Here is a 22,048-nt window from a genome sequence, read left to right on the forward strand (position 1 = left end):
ATCTGGGCCGCGGAGGCGCCGGATGGGACGTCGAGACAGGGCCTAGACTCGCGACCGAGTCTCGGCACGCTGGAGGGGAGCACGCATGTTGCGCCGTGGTGAGGTGTTCGCCGGCTACGTGATCGAGCGCGAACTCGGGCGCGGCGGCATGGGAGCGGTGTACGCGGCGCGCCATCCCCGGCTGCCGAAGACGACCGCGCTGAAGCTGCTGCACCGGGAGATGTTCGACGACGAGGAGATCCGGCGGCGGTTCGAGCGGGAGGCGGATCTGGTCGCGCAGCTGGACCATCCGAACATCATCACCGTCTACGACCGCGGCATCGAGGACGAGCGGCTGTGGATCTCGATGCAATACGTGGACGGCCACGACAGCGCCGCGGTGCCGCCGAGCGCGATGTCACCGGAGCGTGCCGCGCAGATCGTCGTACAGACCGCGGGCGCACTGGATTACGCGCACGCGCGCAGCGTGCTGCACCGGGACGTCAAGCCCGCCAACATCCTGCTGTCCCGCTCGGCGGGCGTCGGCGCGGGCTTCGACGAGCGCGTGCTGCTGACCGACTTCGGCATCGCCAAACTGCTCGACGACACCGCCGGGCTCACCCGCACCGGGAATCTGACCGCGACCCTCGCCTACGCCGCACCCGAACAACTGACCAACGGACCGCTCGACCATCGCTGCGATCAGTACGCGCTGGCCTGCACGCTGTTCCGATTGCTCACCGGCGCAGGACCTTACGACGGCCCGAACCTGCCCGCGGTGCTCTACGGGCACATGCACGGTCCGATCCCGTCGCCGCGTGCGACCCGGCCGGAACTGCCCGCGGGACTGGACGCGGTGCTCGCCAGGGCGATGGCCAAGGGCCCGAACGACCGGTTCGACTCGTGCGGCGAATTCGCCGAGGCCGTCGTTCGCGCCCTGCGTGACCGAAGTTCCACCGCCGCACCGGAATCTGCCGCCCAGCCTGTATCGGGCCCGTCTGCCCGTCCGGCGCCCGCGCGACCGGCGCCGGGCCCGGCCACCCTCGCGCCGACCGAGCCGCCCGCGCGGTCCACAACGCCACCGGCCGTGACCATGCACGCGACCGCGTATCGCAGACAGCTGCACACCCAGGACGACGTGGTGCACGGCTGCCTGCTCGGCTCGGCCATCGGCGACGCTCTCGGCGCACCGGTGGAAAACATGCTGCTGCACCATATTCGGCAGCGCTACGGTCTGCGCGGCGTCACCGGCTCGCCGGACACCTACGAGGGCAGGATCTCCGAGGAGACCCAGCTGACGCTGTTCACGGTGGAGGCCCTCGTGAAGGGCTCGGTGCGGGCACGGGCGCGCGGCATCGGCGGCGCGACGCTGGGCATGATGCAGCAGGGTTTCCTGGTGTGGTTGCAGGGTCAGGGCGTCAGCATTCCCGAGCAGAAGGTCCCCCCGCACAGCGCGCTGGCCGCGCATCCGGAGTTGATGGGGCATCGCGGCACCACGCACGCCGCCATCACCGCGCTCCAGAAAGCGGCGGCGCGACGCGAACCCGCGCGTCCGCTGGGCACGAGGACCGAGCCGATCAACAATTCCAAGGGCTGCGCCGCGGCCGTGCGCGCGGTGCCCTGCGGCTTCGGCTACGCCGTGGACCGTGCGGGCGACGCCCTCGAGCACGTCTTCGAATTGGGTTGCGACGCCGCAGCGCTCACGCACGGACATCCCAGCGGCTGGCTGCCCGCCGGTGCGGTGGCCGCGCTGATCTACCTGCTCGGCCGCGGCGCGGAACTCGACGACGCCCTCGACCGGGTCCGCGCCGAACTGGCCCGCCACGACCACCACGAGGAGACCTCGACGGCGCTCACCGCGGCCGTCGACCTGGCCGCCGCCACGGCGCGCCGGACGCAGACCATGCCGCAGCCGGAGGACTTCGACGCCCTCGGCCGCGGCTGGATCGCGCCGGAAGCGCTCGGCATCGCGGTGTACGCCGCGCTGTGCGCGCAGGCCGTCGGCGGGACGCCGGAGAACATCTTCCGCGACGGAGTCCTGTTGGCCGTCAACCATTCCGGCGACAGCGACTCCACGGGCGCACTGTGCGGCAGCATCCTCGGCGCCCGCCACGGCCGCGCCGCCATCCCCGACCACTGGCGTACCGCGCTGGACGCCGCGCCCGTCATCGAGCGGTTGGCGGCCGACTACTGCACCGAGTTCGGACCGAACCCGCCGCGCGACACGCACGGCGAGCCCCCGTTCGATTGGTACACCCGCTATCCGGGATAGCGGGTGTACCGGTCAGATGTCCGCGATGGCGGCCAGCGGCGGGGTGCGCGCGGCCCGGATACCCGGCCACAAGGCGGCGAGGACGCCGACGACGGCCGAGGAGATCAGCACCAGGGTCAGCTGGCCCCACGGGATGTCGATCTGGTCGATGCCCAAATCCCGTAGCGTACGCAGGAATCCGACGCCGAGACCGATGCCGAGGATCACCCCGACGAGGGCGCCGAACACCGCGATCAGCATCGACTCGAGGTAGATCGTGCGACGCACCTGCGAGCGCATGGCGCCGACCGCGCGCAGCATGCCGATCTCCCTGCGCCGCTCCACCACCGAGAGCGCCAGCGTATTGATGATGCCGAGGATCGCGATCACCACGGCCAGCGCGAGCAGGCCGTAGAGGATGGCGAGCAGGGTGTTGATCTGACGGCCCTGCGCGCCCTTGAACTGCTCGCGGTCCTGCACCTGGACCACCGCGAACTGATCGGTCGCGTTCTCCAGGTCGGTGCGCATCTTCGCCAGGTCGGCGCCCGGCTTCGCGGTGACGAGCACGTAGAAGTTGTTCCGGAACGCGGGCGGGGTCACCTCTTCGAAGATCTTGGGCGGCACCACCAGACCGGCGAGCAACGGCGTGTTCTTGTAGACGCCCACGATGGTGACGGGGACCTTCTGATTCCGGTCCAGTGTGGTCAGCTCGATCTGCTGACCCGCCCGCCAACCGTGCTCGGACGCCTCCTCTTTCGAGACCATGATGTCGCGCTCGCCGAGCGCGTCGGTGCCCTCCAGAATCTCGTAGTTCAGGGCCCGGTCGATCGGGCCGTCGGGCGCGACGCCCTGCATCCGATCGTCACCGGCCTGCACGGCCACGCCGCGGAAGCCGATCACCTCGTCCGCCTCCGGCACCGCGGCGCGTACCGCGTCGGGCACTCCGAGCGGCAAGCCGAGCAGCTGCTGCTGCGGGCCCGAGAGCACGTACTCGGACTCGACACCCTTGTCGACGAGCACCCCGATACTGGCCTTGGCCGACGAGCCGAGCATGCCGATGGCCGACACCAGCATCAGGCCGAGGGTGAGCGCGAAAGCCGTCGCGGCCGTGCGGCGCGGGTTGCGCACGGCGTTGTTGCGCGCCATCCGTCCGATCGGCCCGAACGGACGAATCAGCATCCCGAGGCCGCCGACCACCGGGCGGGAGATCGCGGGCGCGGCGAGCAGCACGGCCAGGATGAGCGCCAGCGCGCCGACACCGACGGTCGCCGCCGCGCTGCCTCCGGTCGAGCGGGCGCCGAGCGCCACGAGCACCACGCCGAGGACCGCGAGCGCCGCGCCGACCGCGGTGCGAATCCGCAACGACTCTCCCGCGGACGCGAATTCCTCGCGCATCGCCTCCACCGGCGGGATCTTCGCCGCCCGGCGAGCGGGCGCGTAGGCGCTGATCACGGTGACGACGAGACCGACGAGCAGCGCGACCACCGCCGTGCGCGGCAGCACCGCCATGGAACCGGTGGGCAGGCCGAGGTCGAAGGCGTTGAGCACCGCGGAGAGCCCGAACGCGAGGCCGATGCCCGCCGCCAGACCGAGCGCGCTGCCGAGCAGGCCGATGACCAGCGCCTCGGCCACCACCGAGCCGCCGACCTGCGCGCTGCTCGCGCCGACCGCGCGCAGCAACGCCAGCTCGCGCAGCCGCTGCGCGACGATCATCGAGAAGGTGTTGTAGATGATGAACGTGCCGACGATCAGCGCGATCGCGCCGAACGCGAGCAGGAAGTAGTTGATGAAGTTCAGCGCCTGGGAGACTTGGGCTTTCAGGTCCGCGCGCACCTGCTCGCCGTTCTGCACCTTGAAGCCGGGCAGCGTCGCGGCGATGCGGTCGCGCAGCTCGTCGCCCGAACCTTCCGCCGCGATATCGATGAAGGCCACGTGCGAGCCGTCGGTGAACAACTGGCGGGCCTGCGCGTCGGAGAACAGCACGCCGATGAAACCGCCCGTATCGGAGGGCACCTCGTAGATACCGGTGACGGTCACGTCGAGCACCGGACGCTGCTGGGTGCTCTGGGACGGGATCAGGATCTTGGTCTTGTCCCCGATCTTCAACCCGGCGCGCTCCGCGCCGCCGCTGTTGAGAGCGATCTCTCCTGCGGCCGCGGGCGGCACGCCCTCGAGGAAGGTCTCCGGCTCGGCGACCGCGCGCTCCGGCGGGATGTAGGACTGGCCCCAGCTCGGCGCGCCACCGGTCTGCACGGGCTTCTTGCCCTCGGGGTCGAGCACCACGAGCGGACCCTGCACGCTGGGCGCGACCGCGCGCACGCCCTCCATCTGCGAGACCATGTCCACCACGCCGAGCGGAACGCCGAAGGACTGCTGCTCCTTCGGGCTCACCCGCACGTCGACGCCCTTGGCCTGGCTGGCGAACAGGCCGTCGAACGTGCGCTGCAAAGTGTCGGTGAAGACGAACGATCCGGCGATGAAGGCGGTGCCGAGCACCACCGAGAGCAGCGTCAACGCCAGCCGGACCTTGTGCGCGGCGAGGTTGCGCAGCGCGACCTTCCGCATCGGACTGCCCGACGTCGTACTCACGCCTGCTCCAGCGACTTCATCCGGTCCAGCACCGATTGCGGGGTGGGATCGCGCAGTTCGGACACGATGCGGCCGTCGGCGAGGAAGATCACTCGGTCGGCGAAGGACGCCGCGTGCGGCTCGTGGGTGACGATCACGACCGTCTGGCCGAACTCGTCCACCGCGGCGCGCAGGATCGACAGCACCTCCTCCGAGGCGCGCGAATCCAGGTTGCCGGTCGGCTCGTCGCCGAAGATGATCTCGGGTTTGCCCGCAAGCGCCCGCGCGCAGGCCACCCGCTGCTGCTGGCCGCCGGACAGCTCGCTGGGCCGGTGGTCGAGCCGGTCGCCGAGGCCGAGCCGCTTGATCACCGTGTCCAGCCAGTCCTGGTCGGCCTTGCGGCCCGCGATATCCAGCGGCAGCGTGATGTTCTCCAGCGCGGTGAGCGTCGGCACCAGGTTGAACGCCTGGAAGACGAAGCCGATGCGGTCGCGGCGCAGGCGGGTCATCTGCTTGTCGCCGAGGTCGGTCAGATCGGTGTCACCGATCCGCACCGTGCCCGCGCTGGCGCTGTCGAGTCCCGCGAGGCAGTGCATCAGGGTCGACTTGCCGGAGCCCGACGGCCCCATGATCGCGGTGAACTCTCGCCTCGCAAACTCGACAGTCACCCCGTCCAGCGCCCTGACCTGGGTATCTCCGGAGCCGTACAGCTTGGACAGGTCGACGGCACGAGCAGCCACCTCGGGCGTGGCCACCGTCTCGGCGGCATCGGTCCCCACAGCTTGCGAAGTCATGTCCTCCAGTTTGTCTGCCAACCCCGCCCCGCGCCATCAGGGATTCCCCCGAATCCCCTGGTCGTACTCCGAGTCCGCGCGACCGGTCAGCCCAGGGGCGCGGACCGCCACCACTTCTTCAGCTCGTCGAAACTGCTGGTGCCCGCGCTGTAGAGGAGGTAGGACGACCGATCCGGGTCATCGAGGAAGGTCGTCGCCATCTTCGGCCCGGCGTAACAGCACGCGTACAGCTCGTAGCTCGTGTACCGGACACCGTCGTTGACGTCGGTGAATTCTTTCTTCGACCCCAGCCCGTCGACGGCCGAGCGGACGTCCTTCGCGTTGCGGTAGCCGAAGACGACGAACCCCGACTCGCGGAAGGTGAAGCCGCCGCACAGCCACGCGCCTGTCCACTTGCCGAGGTCGAGGTCCGGGAAGTCCGAACGCTTCTCGCCGCGCGGGTCGACGCGGACGCACTTGTCGCCGTTGTAGATCGTGCCGCCGTCCTCGGCCGGGAGCAGATTCGGGAAGGCACGGCTCATGGCCTCGTACGGCGGCGCGACATCCTCGCTTCGGTTGATCAGCACGACGCCGACGACTGCGGCGATCACCAGAACCAGCGCCGCACCGCCCGCGGCGAGCAGCAGCGCGGTGTTGGAACGCCGCGGCGGCGGGTATCCCGCAGGGCCGACCTGCTGGGGATAGCCCGGCGGTAAACCGGACTGCGGATAGTCGGCCGGCAGCGGTCCCGACTGCGGATAACTGGGCACCGAATTCGGTTGCCCGGGCGCCACGCCCGGCTGCGGATAACCCGGTGGCGCAGCGCTCGGCGAATACCCGTGCGGCTGTGGTCCGTGTGGCTGCAATGCTCCCCCTCCATCGAACGATCAACCGGGACCTTAGCGCCGACGTTCGCGGTCCGCCTATTTCAGGATCAGGAGCGCGGATTTCTCTATGCGGTCGGCGATTTCGGAGTACGAGGCGTAGCCCATGCCCGCGCGGACGAGCGCGCCCGCGTAGAGGAGTTCGAGTGATTCGACGACGTCGGCGTCGGCGTCGGGACCGAGCGCGCGCAGGATGCGTTTGCGGATCTCGGCGCCGATGCGGTCGCGCAGGTGCGCTACGTCGGGGTCGCGGCCGAGCAGGGCGCTGGTGACGGCGCCGGAGAGCTCCTGTTCGTCGGCGACGAGCATGGCGATATTGCGCAGTTCGGCGACGACACGGGCATGGGGGTCGTCGGACTCGCTCGCCGGGGACGGCGAGGCGACCAGGCGACGCCAGAAGATCTCCGCGACCAGGTGTTCCTTGGAGGAGAAATAGGTGTAGGCGGTGGCGGTGCCGACCCCGGCGGCCGCGGCGACCAACCGGATGGTCATACCGGCGAAGCCCTCGCGGGCCAGCACCTCCACCGCCGCCTTGGTGAGCTTGTCGACAGTGTCGGCCTGTTTCCCGCTGAGGCGACGCCGGGTCGCCTCCAGCATGATGGAATCACCTTCGGACATGTGTCCAGACACTATCAGCCCTCCGTTAATTCTTGGCGGCTGCCACCCCGGCCCGGCGGCCGTAGAAGCTGCCGTCGCCGAGCGAAGCCCCGCTGACGTATCCGCCCGCGCACAGCCCCGAGGTGCAGCGCCCCGCGGCGTACAGTCCGGCGATCGGCTCACCGGAGACGTGCAACACCCGCGAGTCCAGATCGGTGCGCAGCCCGCCGAGGGTGAAACCCGCCGTGAAGTTGCGCATGTCGAAAGCCGCCAACGGCGTGCCGATCAGGCGCACCCATTCCGGTTTCTTGCCGAGCAGCGGATCCTTGCCGTCGGCCGCGTGCCGGTTGTAGGTCTCGACGGTGGATTGCAGCGCCTTCTCCGGCAGACCCATCTCCGCCTCGAGCTCGGCGACCGATTCCGCCGCCCAGGTCGGCGGCTGCCGGAAGAACGGCGTCGCGGTCACCGTCTTCAGCGCCTCCTCGTAGGAGGCCTCGTCGATCACCAGATACGCCTGGTTCTCCTGCTGGATCAGCGTGGCCTGCCCGATCCGGCCGGGATAGGTGTCCTCCGGGATGTAGCGCTGGCCACGCCCGTTCACCAGGATGCCGCGCACCAGCAGCTGCGGGTCGCCGAAGAACGCGACCTCGGTGGCGTCCATGTGGGCCAGATCCGCGCCGAGCGCCTGCGCCACCCGGATGCCGATGCCGTCGTGCTCCTCGATGGCGGCGGCGGGCCTGCCGATCAGGCGCGGCGCGTACCCCTCCACCATCTGTGCGGCGTAGGCGAAGCTGCCGGTGGCGAGCACGACGCCGCGTTCGGCGCGCACCGCGATCTCCTTGCCGAAGTGCGCGGCGACCACGCCGACCACCCGATCGTCGTCGTCCACGATCAGCCGCCGGATGCGAGTGTCGTATTCGACTCGTACGCCGAGGCTTTCGGCGGTCTCGGCCAGTGGCTTCATGAGCATGTAGCCGCCGCTGCGCTGACCGATCCGTTTGTCGGCGTACTGCGGAACATGTCCGCGCGGCGCGGGCGTCGCCAGTGCGTTGAAGGGCGCGGCGTTCTCGCCGCCGGAGTACATCAGACCCTCGTCGTGCGGCGGCTCCCAGCCGGGTTCGCCCCAGAACGCCTCGCGGAACGGCACGCCGCACGCGACCAGCCAGTTGTAGTGCTCGACGCTGTTGCGGCAGTAATCGCCGATCTTGGCCGCGTCGACGCCCGGCCCGAGCGCGGCGAGCAGGAACTTCTCCATGTTCTCCGGGCTGTCCTCGAAGCCGAGGGCCCGTTGCAGCGGCGTGCCGCCGCCGAGGTAGATGAACCCGCCCGCCATCGCCGCCGCGCCGCCCCACCCGCCGGAGCGTTCCAGGATCAGCACCTCGGCGCCTGCTCGCGCGGCCTCGATGGCGGCGCACACGCCTGCGATGCCGTACCCCGCGACGACGACATCGGCGGCGTGGCCCCATTCGGAGACCTCGCTGACACGCAGTGGACGGATGGACTTGGCGTCAGTCATTTATTCGCTTCCTCGGGCTGTCAGGCGTTCTCGGGCTGGTCGGCGGCGGCGCGGGCGGCCTTCTTCTGCTGCGCCACGATTGTTCCCACCAGCAGGTCCAATTTGGTGCCGTTCGGCCAACCCACGTAATGGCACAGGAACAGCGCGATCTCGTGCAGTTGCTCGTCGGTGAGTTCGCCGTTGCGCAACGCGGCGCCGATCTGGATGCCCGCGGTGTCCATCAACCCCTGCGCGGTCAGCGCGCCGAGCAGCAGCAGGCGGCGGTCGCGCACGGTCAGGCCGGGGCGCGACCACACGTTCGCGAAGAGGTGATCGGCGGTCATCGCGAAGTGGTCGCCGGGGTAATCCTGGAATTCGGTGCCGTAGACCTCGGCCATCTTGGCCAGCCCGCGCTGACGGACGGTGTCCGGCGAGCCATTGTCGTTGTCGCTCATGCCTGCACCTCGCTGGCGCTCGGCTCCGGCATGCGCGAAGCGCACTGGCACACGATTCGCTCACTACGTTCGCTCATGCCTGCACCTCGCTGACGCTCGGCTCCGGCATGCGCGAAGCGCACTGGCACACGATTCGCTCACTACGTTCGCTCATGCCTGCACCTCGCTGGCGCTCGGTTCCGGCATGCGCGAAGCGCACTGGCACATGAATCGCTCACTTCGTTCGCTCATGAATTCCGCCTTTCGAAGGTGTTGCCGCCGACGCCGAGACCGGGTCCGAGGCGCTCGAGCGCCAGGCGGGCCAGCGGCAAGTCGAGATCCAGCCGGTCGCCGAGTTCGAGCGCCAGGCCGAGATCCTTCTCGCCGAGGTCACGTACGTGGGCCAGGATGGGCAGCCAGAAATCGTCCGGTTCGATCGGCGCGGTGCGATCGCGCAGCATGATGGCGCCGGGGCCGCCGGTGACCGCGTCGGAGTGCCGGACGATCTTGCCCAGCGTCGTGATGTCGAGTCCCGCGGCCTCGGCGAGCCGTTGCGCCTCGGTCGCCGCGCTGAAGGCGACGAAATGCAAGAGGTTGCGCGCCAGCTTCATTCGCGTCCCCGCGCCGACCTCTCCCGCGTGCACGACGAGGTCGGCGAAGCAGCCGAAGGGCTCGCGCACCCGCTCGAAGGCCGCCGCGCTACCGCCGACCATGACCGCGAGCCGACCCAGTTTCGCGCCGGGCGCGCCGCCGCTGATGGGCGCGTCGACCAGGTCGAGCCCGCGCTCGGCGCAGGTGACCGACAGCTCCTCGGCCGTCCGGTCGGCGATCGTGGAGTGCACCGCGATCACGGTTCCCGGCGCGGCGACGCCCGACAACTCGGTGACCACGGCGCGCACCTGCGCGTCGTCCAGCACCGCGACGGAGACGACGTCGGCCGCCGCGGCGACCCGCGCGATCGAATCCGCCACCGCCGCACCCGCTTCGGCGAACGGCTGCACCGCCTCGGGCCTGGTGTCGCACACCGTGAGCCCGCCCGGCCAGGTCAGCAGCCGGTGGGCCATCGGCGCGCCCATATTGCCGAGACCGATGAATCCCACGCGTAGCGGTGCGTTCATGAGCGGAAGATCTGTCCGCCGTCGACATTGAAGATCTGCCCGGTGACCCACGCCGCGTCGTCGGAGAGCAGGTACAGGCAGGCGCCGACGAGATCCTGCGGCGTGCCCATGCGTTTGAGCGGCAGCCGCTTGATCATGTCGTCCACGATGACGCCCGGCGTCACCGTCTTGGTCGCCTCGGTGTCGATGGGCCCCGGCGCGATGGCATTGATCCGGATCTTCGAAGCGCCCAGTTCGAAGGCCAGTTGCTGGGTGAGTCCGTTGACGCCGACCTTGGCCAGGCCGTAGAAGCCGGAGTACACCCAGGCGGCGGTGGACGACTGGTTGACGATCGACCCGCCGCCCGCGCGCACCAGGTGCTGGAACACGGCCCTGGTCATGTTGAGTGCGCCGTCCATGTTCACCGACATGAACTTCTTGTAGTAGTCCCACGGCACGGTGAGCAGGAGGTCGAGTTTCATCTCGCCGTAGATGGCGGCGTTGTTGACCAGGTGGTTGATCGCGCCGAACTCGCCGACGGTGAATTCGGCCAGCGCCGTGGCGGATTCGGGTTCGGCGACGTCGACCTCGCCGAACACCGCGGTGCCGCCCGCCGCCGCGATCTCGGCGGCGACGGTCTTGCCGCGCTCGACATTACGGTCGGCCACAACGACTTTCGCGCCCTCCTCCGCGAGCGCCTTGGCGTAGGCCGCGCCGATGCCCTGCGCGGCGCCGGTGACGATGACGGATCTTCCTGTGAATCGCCCCATGGGGTCGGCTCCTCCACATCTCTGCCGATCGGATTGCGGTCCGGCGGGTTTCAGCCCGCGGCGGCGATCAGCTTGGTTTCCAGGTATTCCTCGAAGCCGGCCACGCCCATCTCGCGGCCGATGCCGGACTGCTTGTAGCCGCCGAACGGCGCGTCGGCGGAGTACCAGACGCCGCCGTTGACGCTGAGCGTGCCGGTGCGCACGCCCTCGGTGACGCGCCGGATCCGCTCGGGATCGACGCCCCACACCGAGCCGGACAACCCGTAGGGGGAATCGTTGGCGATGCGGATGGCGTCCTCGTCGCCGTCGTGCGGGATGATCACCAGCACCGGTCCGAAGATCTCCTCGCGCGCGACGGTCGCGCTGTTGGGCAGGTCGGCGATCAGCGTCGGCTCGACGAACCAGCCGCGCTCCCGGCCCGCGGGCCTGCCGCCGCCGACCACGATCCGCCCGCCCTCGGCCCGCGCCGTGTCCAGGTAGCCGAGCACCCGATCACGTTGGCGACGCGAGATGAGCGGCCCGCAGACGGTGCCGGGATCGGTGGGATCGCCCGGCTTCATCCGGCCCATGGCGGCGGCGGCCACCTGCACCGCCTCGTCGTAGGCCGCGCGCGGCACCAGCAGCCGGGTGGTGAGCGCGCACCCCTGTCCGGCATGGACGCACACCGAAAACGCCGCGACGCCAACGGCTCCGGCGAGATCGGCGTCGTCGAGCACGATGAACGCGGACTTGCCGCCCAGCTCGAGGAAGGTCTTCTTCAGTGTGGGCGCGGCGGCGGCCATCACCAGCCTGCCGGTCTGCGTCGAACCGGTAAAGCTGATCAGATCCACCCGCGGGTCCACCGAAAGGCGCGCGCCCAGACCATGATCGGACGAGGTCACGATGTTCACCACGCCGGGCGGGATGTCGGTCTGTTCGGCGATGATCGCGCCGACCGCCGCCGCGCACCACGGCGTATCGGGAGCGGGCTTGAGCACCACCGTGTTTCCCGCCGCGAGCGCGGGACCCAGCTTGGCGAAACCGATCTGGTGCGGGAAGTTCCACGGAATGATCGCGCCCACCACGCCGACCGGTTCGCGGCGCAGTGTCCGGCGCGTCTTGATGCCCATCGGCGCCGCGACGCCGAGATCCGTTTCCCACTCGTAGTTCTCGGCCAGCCCTGCCGCGAACGCCAGATCCGCGATCGGCCCTTCCAACTGCGGACCCCTGGTGAGCATGACGGGGGCGCCCGCCTCGGCGACGGTGATTTCGCGCAGCGCCTCGACCTCGCCCTGCAACGCGACCCGCAGCTGTTCCAGGCAGCGAGCGCGGAAGGCGTGGTCACGGGACCACGCGGTGTCGTCGAACGCGGTGCGCGCGGCGGCGATCGCGGCGTCCATATCGGCGGCGTCCGCGTTCGCGGCGACTCCGACGACCTCCTCGGTCGCGGGATTCACCGTCTCGAACACGCCGTCGCCGCCCTGGCGGAGCTTGCCGTCGATCAACAGACGCGCACCGTCGGCGGGCAGGAGACTGCTCATGGTGGCTCCGATACTGTCTGGACAGGTGTACGGAATATAGTCCAGTCGCACTCTGGCACGCAAGAACATGTTTCACTATCAACGACCGGACAGGTGCGGGATCGGACCTTGAATGTCACCGATCCGTTGTCTCGATATGCGAGCGCTGGTACTGTCCAGACACATGTCCAGCTATGTGTCTTCGCGGACGGCGCTCAGCTCTGTCCAGCGCGAGAACTCGTTACGGATCAATCGGAGATCACCATGACGCCGGCCTCGCTGGAACCGCTGACCTTCGACCCGTACGACTACCGCTTCCACGAAGATCCGTACCCCACCTACCGGCGGCTGCGGACCGAGGCGCCGCTCTATCACAATCCCGACCTGGACTTCTGGGCGCTCTCCCGGCACGCCGACGTGACCGCCGGATTCCGCGATGCGGCCCGGCTCTCCAGCGCCAACGGCGTCTCGCTGGACCCGGCCGCATGGGGCCCGCACGCACACCGGGTGATGTCCTTCCTCGCCATGGACGACCCCCGGCACATGCGGATGCGCAAGCTGGTCTACAAGGGTTTCACCCCGCGCCGGGTCGCGGAGATGGAAGACCGCATCCGCGAGATCACCCTCGGCTATCTGGAGCCCGCGCTGGCGCGCGAAACCTTCGACTGGATCGAGGATTTCGCGGGCAAGCTGCCGATGGACGTGATCTCGGAGCTGATGGGCGTCCCCGAACAGGACCGCGCCGAGATCCGCCGCCTCGCCGATCTCGTCGTGCACCGCGAAGACGGCGTGCTCGACGTGCCGATGGCCGCGGTGGACGCCTCGCTCGAGCTGTTCGGGTACTACACCGACCTGGTCGCCGAGCGCCGCAGCGCACCAGGCGACGATCTGGTCTCCGCGTTGCTCGACGCCGACATGGACGGCGATCGGCTCAGCGATCAGGAAATCATCGGCTTCATGTTCCTGATGGTGGTGGCGGGCAACGAGACCACCACCAAACTGCTCGGCAACGCGCTGTACTGGGCGGCACGCCATCCCGGCGAATACGCGAAGGTGGCGGCCGAGCCCGACTTGGTGCCGGACTGGGTGGAGGAGACGCTGCGCTATGACACCTCCAGCCAGATCGTGGCCCGCACCGCCGTCGTCGATCTCGACTACCACGGCGCGACGATCCCGGCGGGCGCGAAGGTGCTGCTGCTGATCGGTTCGGCCAACCGCGATTCCGCGGCCTTCGACGACGCCGACACCTACCGCATCGACCGGCCGGACAAGGGCAAGCTCGCCAGTTTCGGTGCGGGCGTGCACTTCTGCCTCGGCGCGCACCTGGCGCGTCTGGAAGCCGTTGTGGCGCTTCGCGAATTCGCCGCCCGGGTACCCGCCTACCGCGTCCTCGACAGCGGCATCGTGCGCGTGCACTCGACCAACGTCCGCGGCTTCGCCGCCCTTCCCCTAGTAGTGGAGAGCTAGATGCCCCGTTACGAACCCCACCCTGCCCGCAGGCCCTCGCTGATCGCGGGCGCGTCCTCCGGCATCGGCGCCGCGACCGCGCTCGCGCTCGCCGAGCTCGGTCATCCGGTCGCGCTCGGCGCGCGGCGCGTCGATCTCTGCGAAGAACTCGCGGCCAAGATTCGCGCCGACGGCGGCACCGCCTTCGCCCACCGGCTCGACGTCACCGACGCGGATTCGGTCGACGAGTTCGTCACCGCGGCCGAGCGCGAACTCGGCCCACTCGAGATCCTGGTGTCCGGCGCGGGCGACATCGAATTCTCGCTGGTGCAGGAGATGGATCCGGAACGATTCCTGCGCCAGGTCGAGGTGCACCTGGTCGGTGCGCAGCGGCTGGTGCACCGCGTGCTGCCCGGCATGCTCGCCAGGCGGCGCGGTGACGTGGTGCTCATCGGGTCCGACTGCGCGCCCGAGCCCAGGCCGCGCACCGGCGCGTACAGCGCGGCCAAGGCCGGGCTGGAGGCGATGGCGGTGCAGTTGCGAATGGAGTTGGAGGGCACCGGCATTCGAGCCTCGGTGGTGCGACCCGGCCCGACGCTGACCAACATGGGCATGAACTCCACACCGGAGGTCGTCGGACCACTGCTCGAGGACTGGAAGGTGTGGGGGTTCGCAAGACACCCGCACATGCTGCGAGCGAGCGATCTCGCGGCGGCGGTGCTGGCCGTGGTGTCGGCGCCACGCGGGGCGCACCTGGTGCTCGTCGAGGTGCAGCCCGAGGCGCCGCTGCGTCCGATGCCGAGCGCTACAGAGCCCAACCCCTAGCGCCGCCGCGCCGAATTCCGAGCGCCGCCGCGCCGAATTCCCAGCGCCGCCGCGCCAACATTGCAGCGCCGCTGCCCGATCACGAAGAACCCTGCGTGAGACAATAGTAACGTGTTCTAATTCCATACCGAGGGACGCGCCCGACGCACCGCGGGCGCGCGTCGCAATCGCACGCCTTGGAGACACCCGATGAGCGAACGAAGTGAGCGATTCATGTGCCAGCGCGCATCGCGCATGCCGGAACCGAGCGTCAGCGAGGTGCAGGCATGAGCACTACCCACGCCACGGACCGGACGACGGCGACTCTGCCGCCCCGGATCACCGCGGAGCTGATCGCGCGACTGACCGGCATGGTCGCCGCCGAGTCCGGCGCGCACGGCCGCGCGCCGTTCCCGATGACCGAGGTCTACACCGGAGCCCACGTCGGCGACCTGCCGCAATCCCGGCCCGAGGACATCACCGAGGCCTTCGCCGTCGCCCGTGCGGCGCAGCGGGAGTGGGCGAGCTGGCCGTTGCGCCGCAGGCTCGCGGTGTTCGAGCGGGCGCACGAGCTGATCCTGCGGGAGGGCGAGACGATCGCCGACCTCATCCAGATCGGCTGCGGCAAGACCCGGCGCATGGCACTCGAGGAATCCTGCGACGTGCCGATGGTCATCAGCCACTACCTGAAGACCGCGCGCCGGGTGCTGCGGCCACGGCGGCGCGGCGGCCCGATCCCGCTGGTGACCACCTCGTTCGAGGAGCACCGGCCCAAGGGCGCGGTCGCGGTGATCGCGCCGTGGAACTTCCCCTTCGCCATCGCGCTCTCCGATTCGGTGCCCGCCCTCATCGCGGGCAACGCCGTGGTGCTCAAGCCGGACAACAAGACCGCGCTGTGCGCGCTGTTCGGCGTCGAACTGCTGTATCGGGCGGGCTTGCCGCGCGGGCTGTTCCAGGTCGTCTGCGGCACCGGCCCCGACGTCGGGCCCACGCTGATCGGCGGCTCCGATTTCGTCATGTTCACCGGTTCCACCGCCACCGGGCGGGTGGTCGGCGAGCAGGCGGGCCGCCACCTCATCGGATGCAGCCTCGAGCTGGGCGGCAAGAATCCGATGATCGTGCTGGACGACGCGAATCTCGACGAGGCGGTCGCGGGCGCGGTCTTCGCGGTATTCGCCAACTCCGGCCAGGCTTGTATGCACATCGAGCGGATTTACGTGCACGAGCGGATCCACGACGAATTCCTGCGCCGCCTGGTCGCCGCGGCCGAGGATCTCGGATCCAAGATCGGCGCCGCCTACGACTACGCGCCGGAATTCGGCTCCCTCGTCTCGGCCGACCAGCTGGCCAGGGTGGCCGAGCACGTGGCGGACGCGCGCGCCAAGGGCGCGACCGTGCACACCGGCGGCCGGGCCCGCCCCGACATCGGACCGGCCTTCTACGAGCCGACCGTGTTGACCGGCGTCACACCCGAGATGGCCCACGCGAAGGCGGAGACCTTCGGACCGGTGGTGAGCGTATATCTGTTCCGCGACGAAGCCGAGGCCGTCCGCCTCGCCAACGACACCGACTACGGGCTCAACGCCAGCGTGTGGACGGGCGATCTGGCCAGGGGCAGGCGGATCGCGGGCCGGCTCGAGTCGGGCAATATCAATGTCAACGACGGCTTCGTCACCACCTACGCCGCCAAGGCCACGCCGTCGGGCGGGGTGAAGCAGTCCGGGGTCGGCACCAGGCACGGCGACCAGGGCTTGCTGAAGTACACCGACACGGTGAACATCGGCGTGGTGAAACGCCAGGTCCTGGCCGCCCGCGCCGGAATGCCCTACGAGAACCAGGTCAAGACCACCCTCACCACACTGCGGTTGATGCGGCGAACGCGGCTGCGCTGACCCGGACCCGGCCGCGCCGGACGACCCTGTACGCCGGGGTCGTCCGCCGCGCCGATCCGGTAGCGTGGCGCTCGGGGTGGACCCACCGAATCACAGAATTGGCAGGTGCGAGACGAGTGAGCATTCGGGATATTCCGCTACAGACCCTGACCGGTGCGCCGACGACGCTGGCCGAGCTGGCCGGTGACAAGGCGGTGCTGCTGGTCAACGTGGCGTCCAAATGCGGTCTGACACCGCAGTACTCGGCGCTGGTCGACCTGCAGCGGACGTACGGCGGGCGCGGGTTCACCGTGATCGGCGTGCCGTGCAACCAGTTCATGGGCCAGGAACCCGGTTCGGCCGAGGAGATCCAGGAGTTCTGCTCCACCACCTACGGCGTCGACTTCCCGCTGCTGGAGAAGGCCGAGGTGAACGGCGAGAACCGACACCCGCTCTACCAGGAGCTGGTCGAGACCGCCGACGCCGAGGGCGCGGCGGGCGACATCCAGTGGAACTTCGAGAAGTTCCTCATCGACCGGGACGGCAAGGTGGCGGCACGGTTCCGCCCTACCATGAAACCCGAAGACCCGACCGTCGTTTCGGCCATCGAAGCGGCGCTCTAGAACCTGTTGCGCGCGGCCCGCTTTCGCGGGCTGCGCACCTCATCGGATCTGGTCAGGGACGCAGGCGACGAGTCGCCGATGCCGCTGCGCTCGCGACGAGTCGCTGACACACAGCTTCTCTGGCGACGAGTCGCTGACAAGCTCTCTAGGGGCGAGTCGCTGATACAGTTCTCAACGCCGCCGTGAACCAGTCGAAGATCTCGGCGAGTTCCTGCGGTGCGGGCCACCCGTTGACGGCGGCGACAAGCCGCCAATACCGCTCCACCCGTGCGTCATTGGCGATCGTCAGCCGCTCCAGGAGCCAGCGGCGCAGGGCGGCGTCGTCGGCGCGGCCGAAGGTGCGGGCGTAGCGCGCGGTCAGCTCGTCGACCACCTCGGCCGCCCCGGGCCCGTCCGGAGCCGTGCCCGCGGCAAGCGCCGCGCCGACAAGGTCGCGGACGGCCTCGGTCAGCTCGTGGTGCAGTCCGGTGGTGTCGCCGTTCGCGCGCTCGCGAGCCTGGTACTCGGCCATCCGACGCACAGCAGCACGGAAATCCTCGTCCTGGGCAAGTTCCGCCAGTTCCATCCAGGCCCGAACCTGTTCGGGCGCGGGGTCTTCCGGCAGATCGGGCACCGTCGCGCGGAGCAGTTCGACGAGCTCTGGATTCGCGTCGACACCGCCGAAGGCGTCGTCGACAAAGTCATGGATGATCCTGCGGCGCTCGGCGTCGGTGAGCGTGGCCAGTCGGTGCATGGTGTTCATCTCCTCGGTGTCGGTGGCCCGCTGCGCGACCGCGCGCAACACCGCCCGCCGCTGCCGCAGGATCCGGATCTGGAGGTCGACGGCGTCGGCATGGGCCGCCGCCACCTCGGACACGGTGCGTTCCCGCGCCAGTACCTGGCGCACGGTGTCCAGGTCGAGGCCGAGGGCGCGCAGGGTGCGGACCAGTTCCAGGCGGGCGATCGCGTCGGAGTCGTAGCGGCGGAAGCCGTTCGGGCCGATGGCGGACGGCGCGACGATCCCCCGGTCGGCGTAGAAGCGGATGGTCTTGACCGTCAAGCCGGTGCGTCGCGCCACCGCGCCGATCGAGAGGAGCGTGTCGTCGTCCATGTCCGACAGCCTGGCGTCTCCCCTCGGTGGAGAGGCAAGCCCAGGATTCGACGCGGTCAACTCAGCGGCGCGGTGTGCCACCAGTCCATGAATTCCTCCTGGGTGGCGATGAATCCGACGCTGTACATCAGGAAGTTCTCCCGCTTCTTGGCGCTGGTGAACACGGTGATCATGCGGGGCCGCTTGGCGGCGGGGTGGCCGTCGAGCAGATAGTTCGTGTAGGTCTCGCGGCCGTGCTGAGCGGTGGAGCGGGTGTGGCCGGGCAGCGAGCCGACGGCGGCCTGCACGTCCTCGGGCGAGCGGTAGACGAACAGCTCGTAGCTGGCCTTGTTCGGGCCGCCGAAGCAGTACCAGTACGCGGTGAAGTTGCCGAAATCCGGTGCGCCCGCGTCCATCGCGTTCGCCGAACCCTCCGGTTTGGCGAAGCAGGTGGACCCGTTGTGACCGGGGCCGGTGTGCACGACGTTGTCCTTGTCCACCTCGGGGGTCATGCCGGGAAATGCCTTGCTGATCAAGTCGATGTCGTCCACGAGAGAGCCGGACTCGTCGTGTTTCTTCGAGGTGGTCGGCGCCGCGGTGGTCTTCGCGGGGCGTTGTGTGGACGGCGACGGCTCGACGGTGCTCGACGGTGCGGCCGAGCTGCCCGGCTCGGACCCACGGTCGACGACCAGCGCGGTGACGGCGAGAATCGCGAGCGCGGCGCCCACGGCAGTGCCGATCACCGCTGTGCGGCGCGATCGGCGGGACGGCGTGGGTCCGCGGCCGTGCTGTTGCGCGGCGTGGCCGCCCGAGCGGTTCGAATGCGCCTGCGCCCCAGCAGAACCCGGTGCGTGGATCGCGCCGCTGTGCGCGCGCGACGGCTGCTGAGCGCCGAGCGCGTCCGCACCGGAAACGAACGCGGAGGACCGCGGCGGATACTCCTGCCAGGACCCCTGCTCGCCCGGCACGCCGGGCGAGGCCCCTTGGCCGTGGGTGCCGGGGGCCGTGCGATACCCGGGACCGGTGGCGGGCGCGGGTCCCGAGGCCACGGGCGGAGTCGGGTAGCCGGGCGTCGTCGGCGGGGCCGGACGCGGCGGCGACCACTGCGGCGGCGCCGCCTGCGGCCACGCGCCGGAGCCGTTGCCGAAACCGTTGTCCGCCAGCGGGAAAGGACCGGACGCCGGTTCGGTGAACGCCCGCCGCGCCGCCTCGGCGAACTCCGCGCACGAGCCGAAGCGGTCGTCCGGACGCTTGGCGAGCGCGCGCAACAGCACCGCGTCCAGGGCGGGCGGCAGACCGGGCCGGACGGTGCTCAACCGCGGCGGCGGCTGTTGCATGTGCCCCTGGATGACCGCGACCGGATTACTCGCCTCGAACGGCACGGTTCCGGTCAGCATACGAAACAGGCTGCACGCCAACGAATACTGGTCCGAGCGGTGATCGAGCACCGCGCCGGAGAGCTGCTCGGGCGAGGCGAAAGCCAGGGTGGCGGTGAAGGTTCCGGTCTGGGTCAGTTTGCCGGTGTCGTCACGGAAACGGGCGATGCCGAAGTCGGTGAGGAACACCCGCTCCAGCCCGCCCTCGGCCCGCTCCAGCAGGATGTTGGCGGGCTTCACATCCCGGTGCAGCACGCCCTTGCCGTGCGCGAAGTCGAGCGCCTTGGCGGTCTCGGCGACGATCTGCACCGCGCGCTGCGGCGGCAGCACGTGGGCGTCCAGCGACGCCGCATCGACACCCTCGACGTACTGCATGGAGATCCACAGCTGCTCGCCTTCGACACCGCGGTCGAACACGGTGACGATATTCGGGTGGTCGAGCTGGGCGACCAGATCGGCCTCCCGCTCGAACCGGGCCCGAATCTCGGTGTCGAAGAACAGCTCTCGATTGAGCAGCTTCAAGGCCGTCCATCGCGGCAATCGCGGATGCCGCGCCAGATACACCGATCCCATGCCCCCGCGCCCGAGGAGGCGTTCGACGGTGTACCCGGCGAAAACCGCTCCGTTGTCCAGCATGCGTCAGTTCAGCGGCGCCGACCGCCACCAGCGCAGCACCTCGTCGATGGTGCCGACGATGCCGTCGGTGTACATCAGGAACTGCGCACGGTCCGGGTCGCCGGTGAAGACGGTGACCATCTTCGGGCCGCTGTTGTCGAATTTGTAGTTGGTGTAGGACTTTCCGCCGTTGCTGTCGGTCGACTTGGCGGCGTTCGACGGCAGGTTGTTCAGCGCTGCCTGCGCGTCGGCGGCCGACTTGTAGACGTAGATGGTGAAGAACGGATCGTCGTTGTTGCCGCCGCCGAAGCAGTCCCACTGATAGGCCCAGTTGCCGAAATCCGGTGTGCCGTCGGTGGGTACCGAAGGCCGGTCCGGCGAGTAGGCGCCGCAGGTGGCGCCGTTGTATCCGATGTCGCCGTCCTTGTCCGCCGGAACCATGCCCGGGAACTCGTTGCTGATCGCGGCGGCGTCGGCGGCCACCGGGCGCTTGCTGTTCGAGGTGCTCGTCGGCGCCGTGGTCGTGGTGCCGCCACCACCGGAGGAGGAGCTACTGCTCACCGCGACGACGATGCCGACGACCACGGCGATCAGCACCACCACGCCGACGGCGAGCGCGGCGATCAGTCCGGTGTTGGACTTGCGCGGCGGCTGGTGGCCGCCGCCCATCGCGTGTCCCCCGCCCATCGGCGGTCCGGGCGGCGGCGCGAACCCGTACGCCCCGGACTGCTGCGGGTACTGCGCGGCGGGGCCGGTCTGCTGGTGCGGAGCGGCCGCGTTGGGCATCACGCCCTGCGGCGTGGTCATCGGCTGGCCGGTCAGCGGCTGCGAACCGCTGGTCGTCGGACCGACCGGGTACTGCCCGCCGGTCACCGGAATCGGCCCGCCGGTGACCGGATGCGGACCCGAGATCGGTTGCGGCGGACCGGTGACCGGCCGCGGGCCGCCGACCAGCGGCATGGACGGCACGCTCTGCCCCGACAGCGCCGCCTGCGCCGCCGCGGCGAACTCCGAACAGCTCGCGAAGCGATCGTCGGGACGCTTGGCCATCGCCTTGGCCAGCACGCCGTCCAGCGCGAACGGCAGCCCGGGGCGCACGCTGCTCAGCGCGGGCGGCGCCGACTGCAGGTGACCCTGAATGACCTGGGCCGGGTTGGTGGCCGCGAACGGACCGCTGCCGGTGAACAGCCAGAACAGCGCGCAGGCCAGCGAGTACTGATCGGAACGGTGGTCGAGCGCGGCGCCGGTGAGCTGCTCGGGCGAGGCGTAGGCCAGGGTGGCGGTGAAAGTGCCGGTCTGAGTGAGGTGGCCGGTGTCGTCACGGAGCCGGGCGATGCCGAAATCGGTGAGGTAGACGCGTTCGCCGCGGCCGCCGGTGGAGCGAGCCAGCAGGATGTTCGCCGGCTTCACGTCGCGGTGCAGCACGCCCATGCCGTGCGCGTAGTCCAGCGCGTCGGCGGTCTCCTTGACGATCTGCACGGCGCGCTCGGGCGGCAGCGTCTTCGGATCCACCGAGGCGGCGTCGATGCCGTCGATGTACTGCATCGAGATCCACAGCTGCTCGTCTTCCAGACCGCGGTCGTAGACCGTGACGATGCCGGGGTGGTCGAGCCGGGCGACCAGGTCCGCCTCCCGTTCGAACCGCGCCCGCACCTCCTTGTCGAAGAACAATTCCCGGTTCAACAGCTTCAGCGCCGTCATCCGCGGCAGCCGCGGATGTTTCGCCAGGTACACCGAACCCATGCCACCGCGACCCAATTGCCGTTCGATGACATAGCCGGCGAAAGCCTCACCGCTGGCCAGCATGTCTGCTCCAATTCCCGCCTGCACCGGGACCCACCGGGAACAGGCGTTAAGCATAAGAACGCGCGGTCAGCGCTTACCCGACCACGGAAAA

17 protein-coding genes are annotated in these 22,048 nt (G+C 69.7%); 5 read left to right on the plus strand and 12 right to left on the minus strand.

What is annotated here, in order from left to right:
- Window positions 1-85 precede the first annotated feature (85 nt).
- Entirely contained in the window at window positions 86-2,251 is a 2,166-nt protein-coding gene (locus AC3EO7_RS09985) for an ADP-ribosylglycohydrolase family protein (protein WP_435591038.1), read from the plus strand.
- A 12-nt stretch (window positions 2,252-2,263) separates the two neighbouring features.
- Here the strand turns inward: AC3EO7_RS09985 and AC3EO7_RS09990 are convergent, their stop codons facing one another.
- The 9 genes from AC3EO7_RS09990 to AC3EO7_RS10030 all read right to left on the minus strand — a co-directional run bounded on the left by AC3EO7_RS09990 (window position 2,264) and on the right by AC3EO7_RS10030 (window position 12,368).
- The gene (locus AC3EO7_RS09990; protein WP_435591097.1) at window positions 2,264-4,795 is read right to left on the minus strand and encodes an ABC transporter permease; all 2,532 of its coding nucleotides are present in this window, start codon (window positions 4,793-4,795) and stop codon (window positions 2,264-2,266) included.
- 20 nt (window positions 4,796-4,815) lie between these two features.
- Window positions 4,816-5,592: an ABC transporter ATP-binding protein gene (locus AC3EO7_RS09995; RefSeq protein WP_431967731.1), complete on the minus strand. Its 777-nt coding sequence runs from the start codon at window positions 5,590-5,592 to the stop codon at window positions 4,816-4,818.
- 86 nt (window positions 5,593-5,678) lie between these two features.
- Entirely contained in the window at window positions 5,679-6,341 is a 663-nt protein-coding gene (locus AC3EO7_RS10000) for a hypothetical protein (protein WP_435591039.1), read from the minus strand.
- A 153-nt stretch (window positions 6,342-6,494) separates the two neighbouring features.
- Window positions 6,495-7,073, minus strand: a complete 579-nt coding sequence (locus AC3EO7_RS10005) for a TetR/AcrR family transcriptional regulator (protein ID WP_431967727.1) — start codon at window positions 7,071-7,073, stop codon at window positions 6,495-6,497.
- Window positions 7,074-7,098: 25 nt separating this feature from the next.
- Entirely contained in the window at window positions 7,099-8,568 is a 1,470-nt protein-coding gene (locus tag AC3EO7_RS10010) for an FAD-dependent oxidoreductase (protein ID WP_435591040.1), read from the minus strand.
- 20 nt (window positions 8,569-8,588) lie between these two features.
- Window positions 8,589-9,002, minus strand: a complete 414-nt coding sequence (locus AC3EO7_RS10015; protein ID WP_431967723.1) for a carboxymuconolactone decarboxylase family protein — start codon at window positions 9,000-9,002, stop codon at window positions 8,589-8,591.
- A gap of 227 nt (window positions 9,003-9,229) precedes the next feature.
- A complete protein-coding gene (locus AC3EO7_RS10020) occupies window positions 9,230-10,099 on the minus strand; it encodes an NAD(P)-dependent oxidoreductase (RefSeq protein ID WP_431967721.1) in 870 nt (289 codons plus the stop codon).
- The gene (locus tag AC3EO7_RS10025; RefSeq protein WP_431967719.1) at window positions 10,096-10,848 is read right to left on the minus strand and encodes an SDR family oxidoreductase; all 753 of its coding nucleotides are present in this window, start codon (window positions 10,846-10,848) and stop codon (window positions 10,096-10,098) included. Before AC3EO7_RS10025 ends, AC3EO7_RS10020 begins: the two co-directional genes overlap by 4 nt.
- Before the next feature lie 50 nt (window positions 10,849-10,898).
- Complete coding sequence (locus AC3EO7_RS10030) at window positions 10,899-12,368, minus strand: aldehyde dehydrogenase (protein ID WP_435591041.1); 1,470 nt, start codon at window positions 12,366-12,368, stop codon at window positions 10,899-10,901.
- Between the two features lie 243 nt (window positions 12,369-12,611).
- On the opposite strand from AC3EO7_RS10030, the gene AC3EO7_RS10035 reads away from it, so the two are divergent.
- The 4 genes from AC3EO7_RS10035 to AC3EO7_RS10050 all read left to right on the plus strand — a co-directional run bounded on the left by AC3EO7_RS10035 (window position 12,612) and on the right by AC3EO7_RS10050 (window position 17,091).
- Window positions 12,612-13,814, plus strand: coding sequence for a cytochrome P450 (locus tag AC3EO7_RS10035; RefSeq protein ID WP_435591042.1), 1,203 nt, complete (start codon window positions 12,612-12,614; stop codon window positions 13,812-13,814).
- The gene (locus tag AC3EO7_RS10040; RefSeq protein ID WP_435591043.1) at window positions 13,815-14,618 is read left to right on the plus strand and encodes an SDR family oxidoreductase; all 804 of its coding nucleotides are present in this window, start codon (window positions 13,815-13,817) and stop codon (window positions 14,616-14,618) included.
- A gap of 266 nt (window positions 14,619-14,884) precedes the next feature.
- On the plus strand, window positions 14,885-16,489 hold the full coding sequence (locus tag AC3EO7_RS10045; RefSeq protein WP_435591044.1) for a succinic semialdehyde dehydrogenase: 1,605 nt from the start codon (window positions 14,885-14,887) through the stop codon (window positions 16,487-16,489).
- 116 nt (window positions 16,490-16,605) lie between these two features.
- Window positions 16,606-17,091, plus strand: coding sequence for a glutathione peroxidase (locus tag AC3EO7_RS10050; RefSeq protein ID WP_435591045.1), 486 nt, complete (start codon window positions 16,606-16,608; stop codon window positions 17,089-17,091).
- A gap of 145 nt (window positions 17,092-17,236) precedes the next feature.
- Here the strand turns inward: AC3EO7_RS10050 and AC3EO7_RS10055 are convergent, their stop codons facing one another.
- From AC3EO7_RS10055 to AC3EO7_RS10065, 3 genes are read right to left on the minus strand one after another with little or no spacing between them, the layout of a single operon-like run.
- On the minus strand, window positions 17,237-18,181 hold the full coding sequence (locus AC3EO7_RS10055) for a MerR family transcriptional regulator (protein WP_435591046.1): 945 nt from the start codon (window positions 18,179-18,181) through the stop codon (window positions 17,237-17,239).
- Window positions 18,182-18,237: 56 nt separating this feature from the next.
- Window positions 18,238-20,172 (minus strand): serine/threonine protein kinase, encoded by a 1,935-nt coding sequence (locus AC3EO7_RS10060; RefSeq protein ID WP_431967705.1) that lies wholly within the window; start codon window positions 20,170-20,172, stop codon window positions 18,238-18,240.
- A 3-nt stretch (window positions 20,173-20,175) separates the two neighbouring features.
- The gene (locus AC3EO7_RS10065) at window positions 20,176-21,957 is read right to left on the minus strand and encodes a serine/threonine-protein kinase (RefSeq protein ID WP_435591047.1); all 1,782 of its coding nucleotides are present in this window, start codon (window positions 21,955-21,957) and stop codon (window positions 20,176-20,178) included.
- Window positions 21,958-22,048 lie beyond the last annotated feature (91 nt).

This window comes from Nocardia sp. bgisy118 (assembly GCF_057708605.1).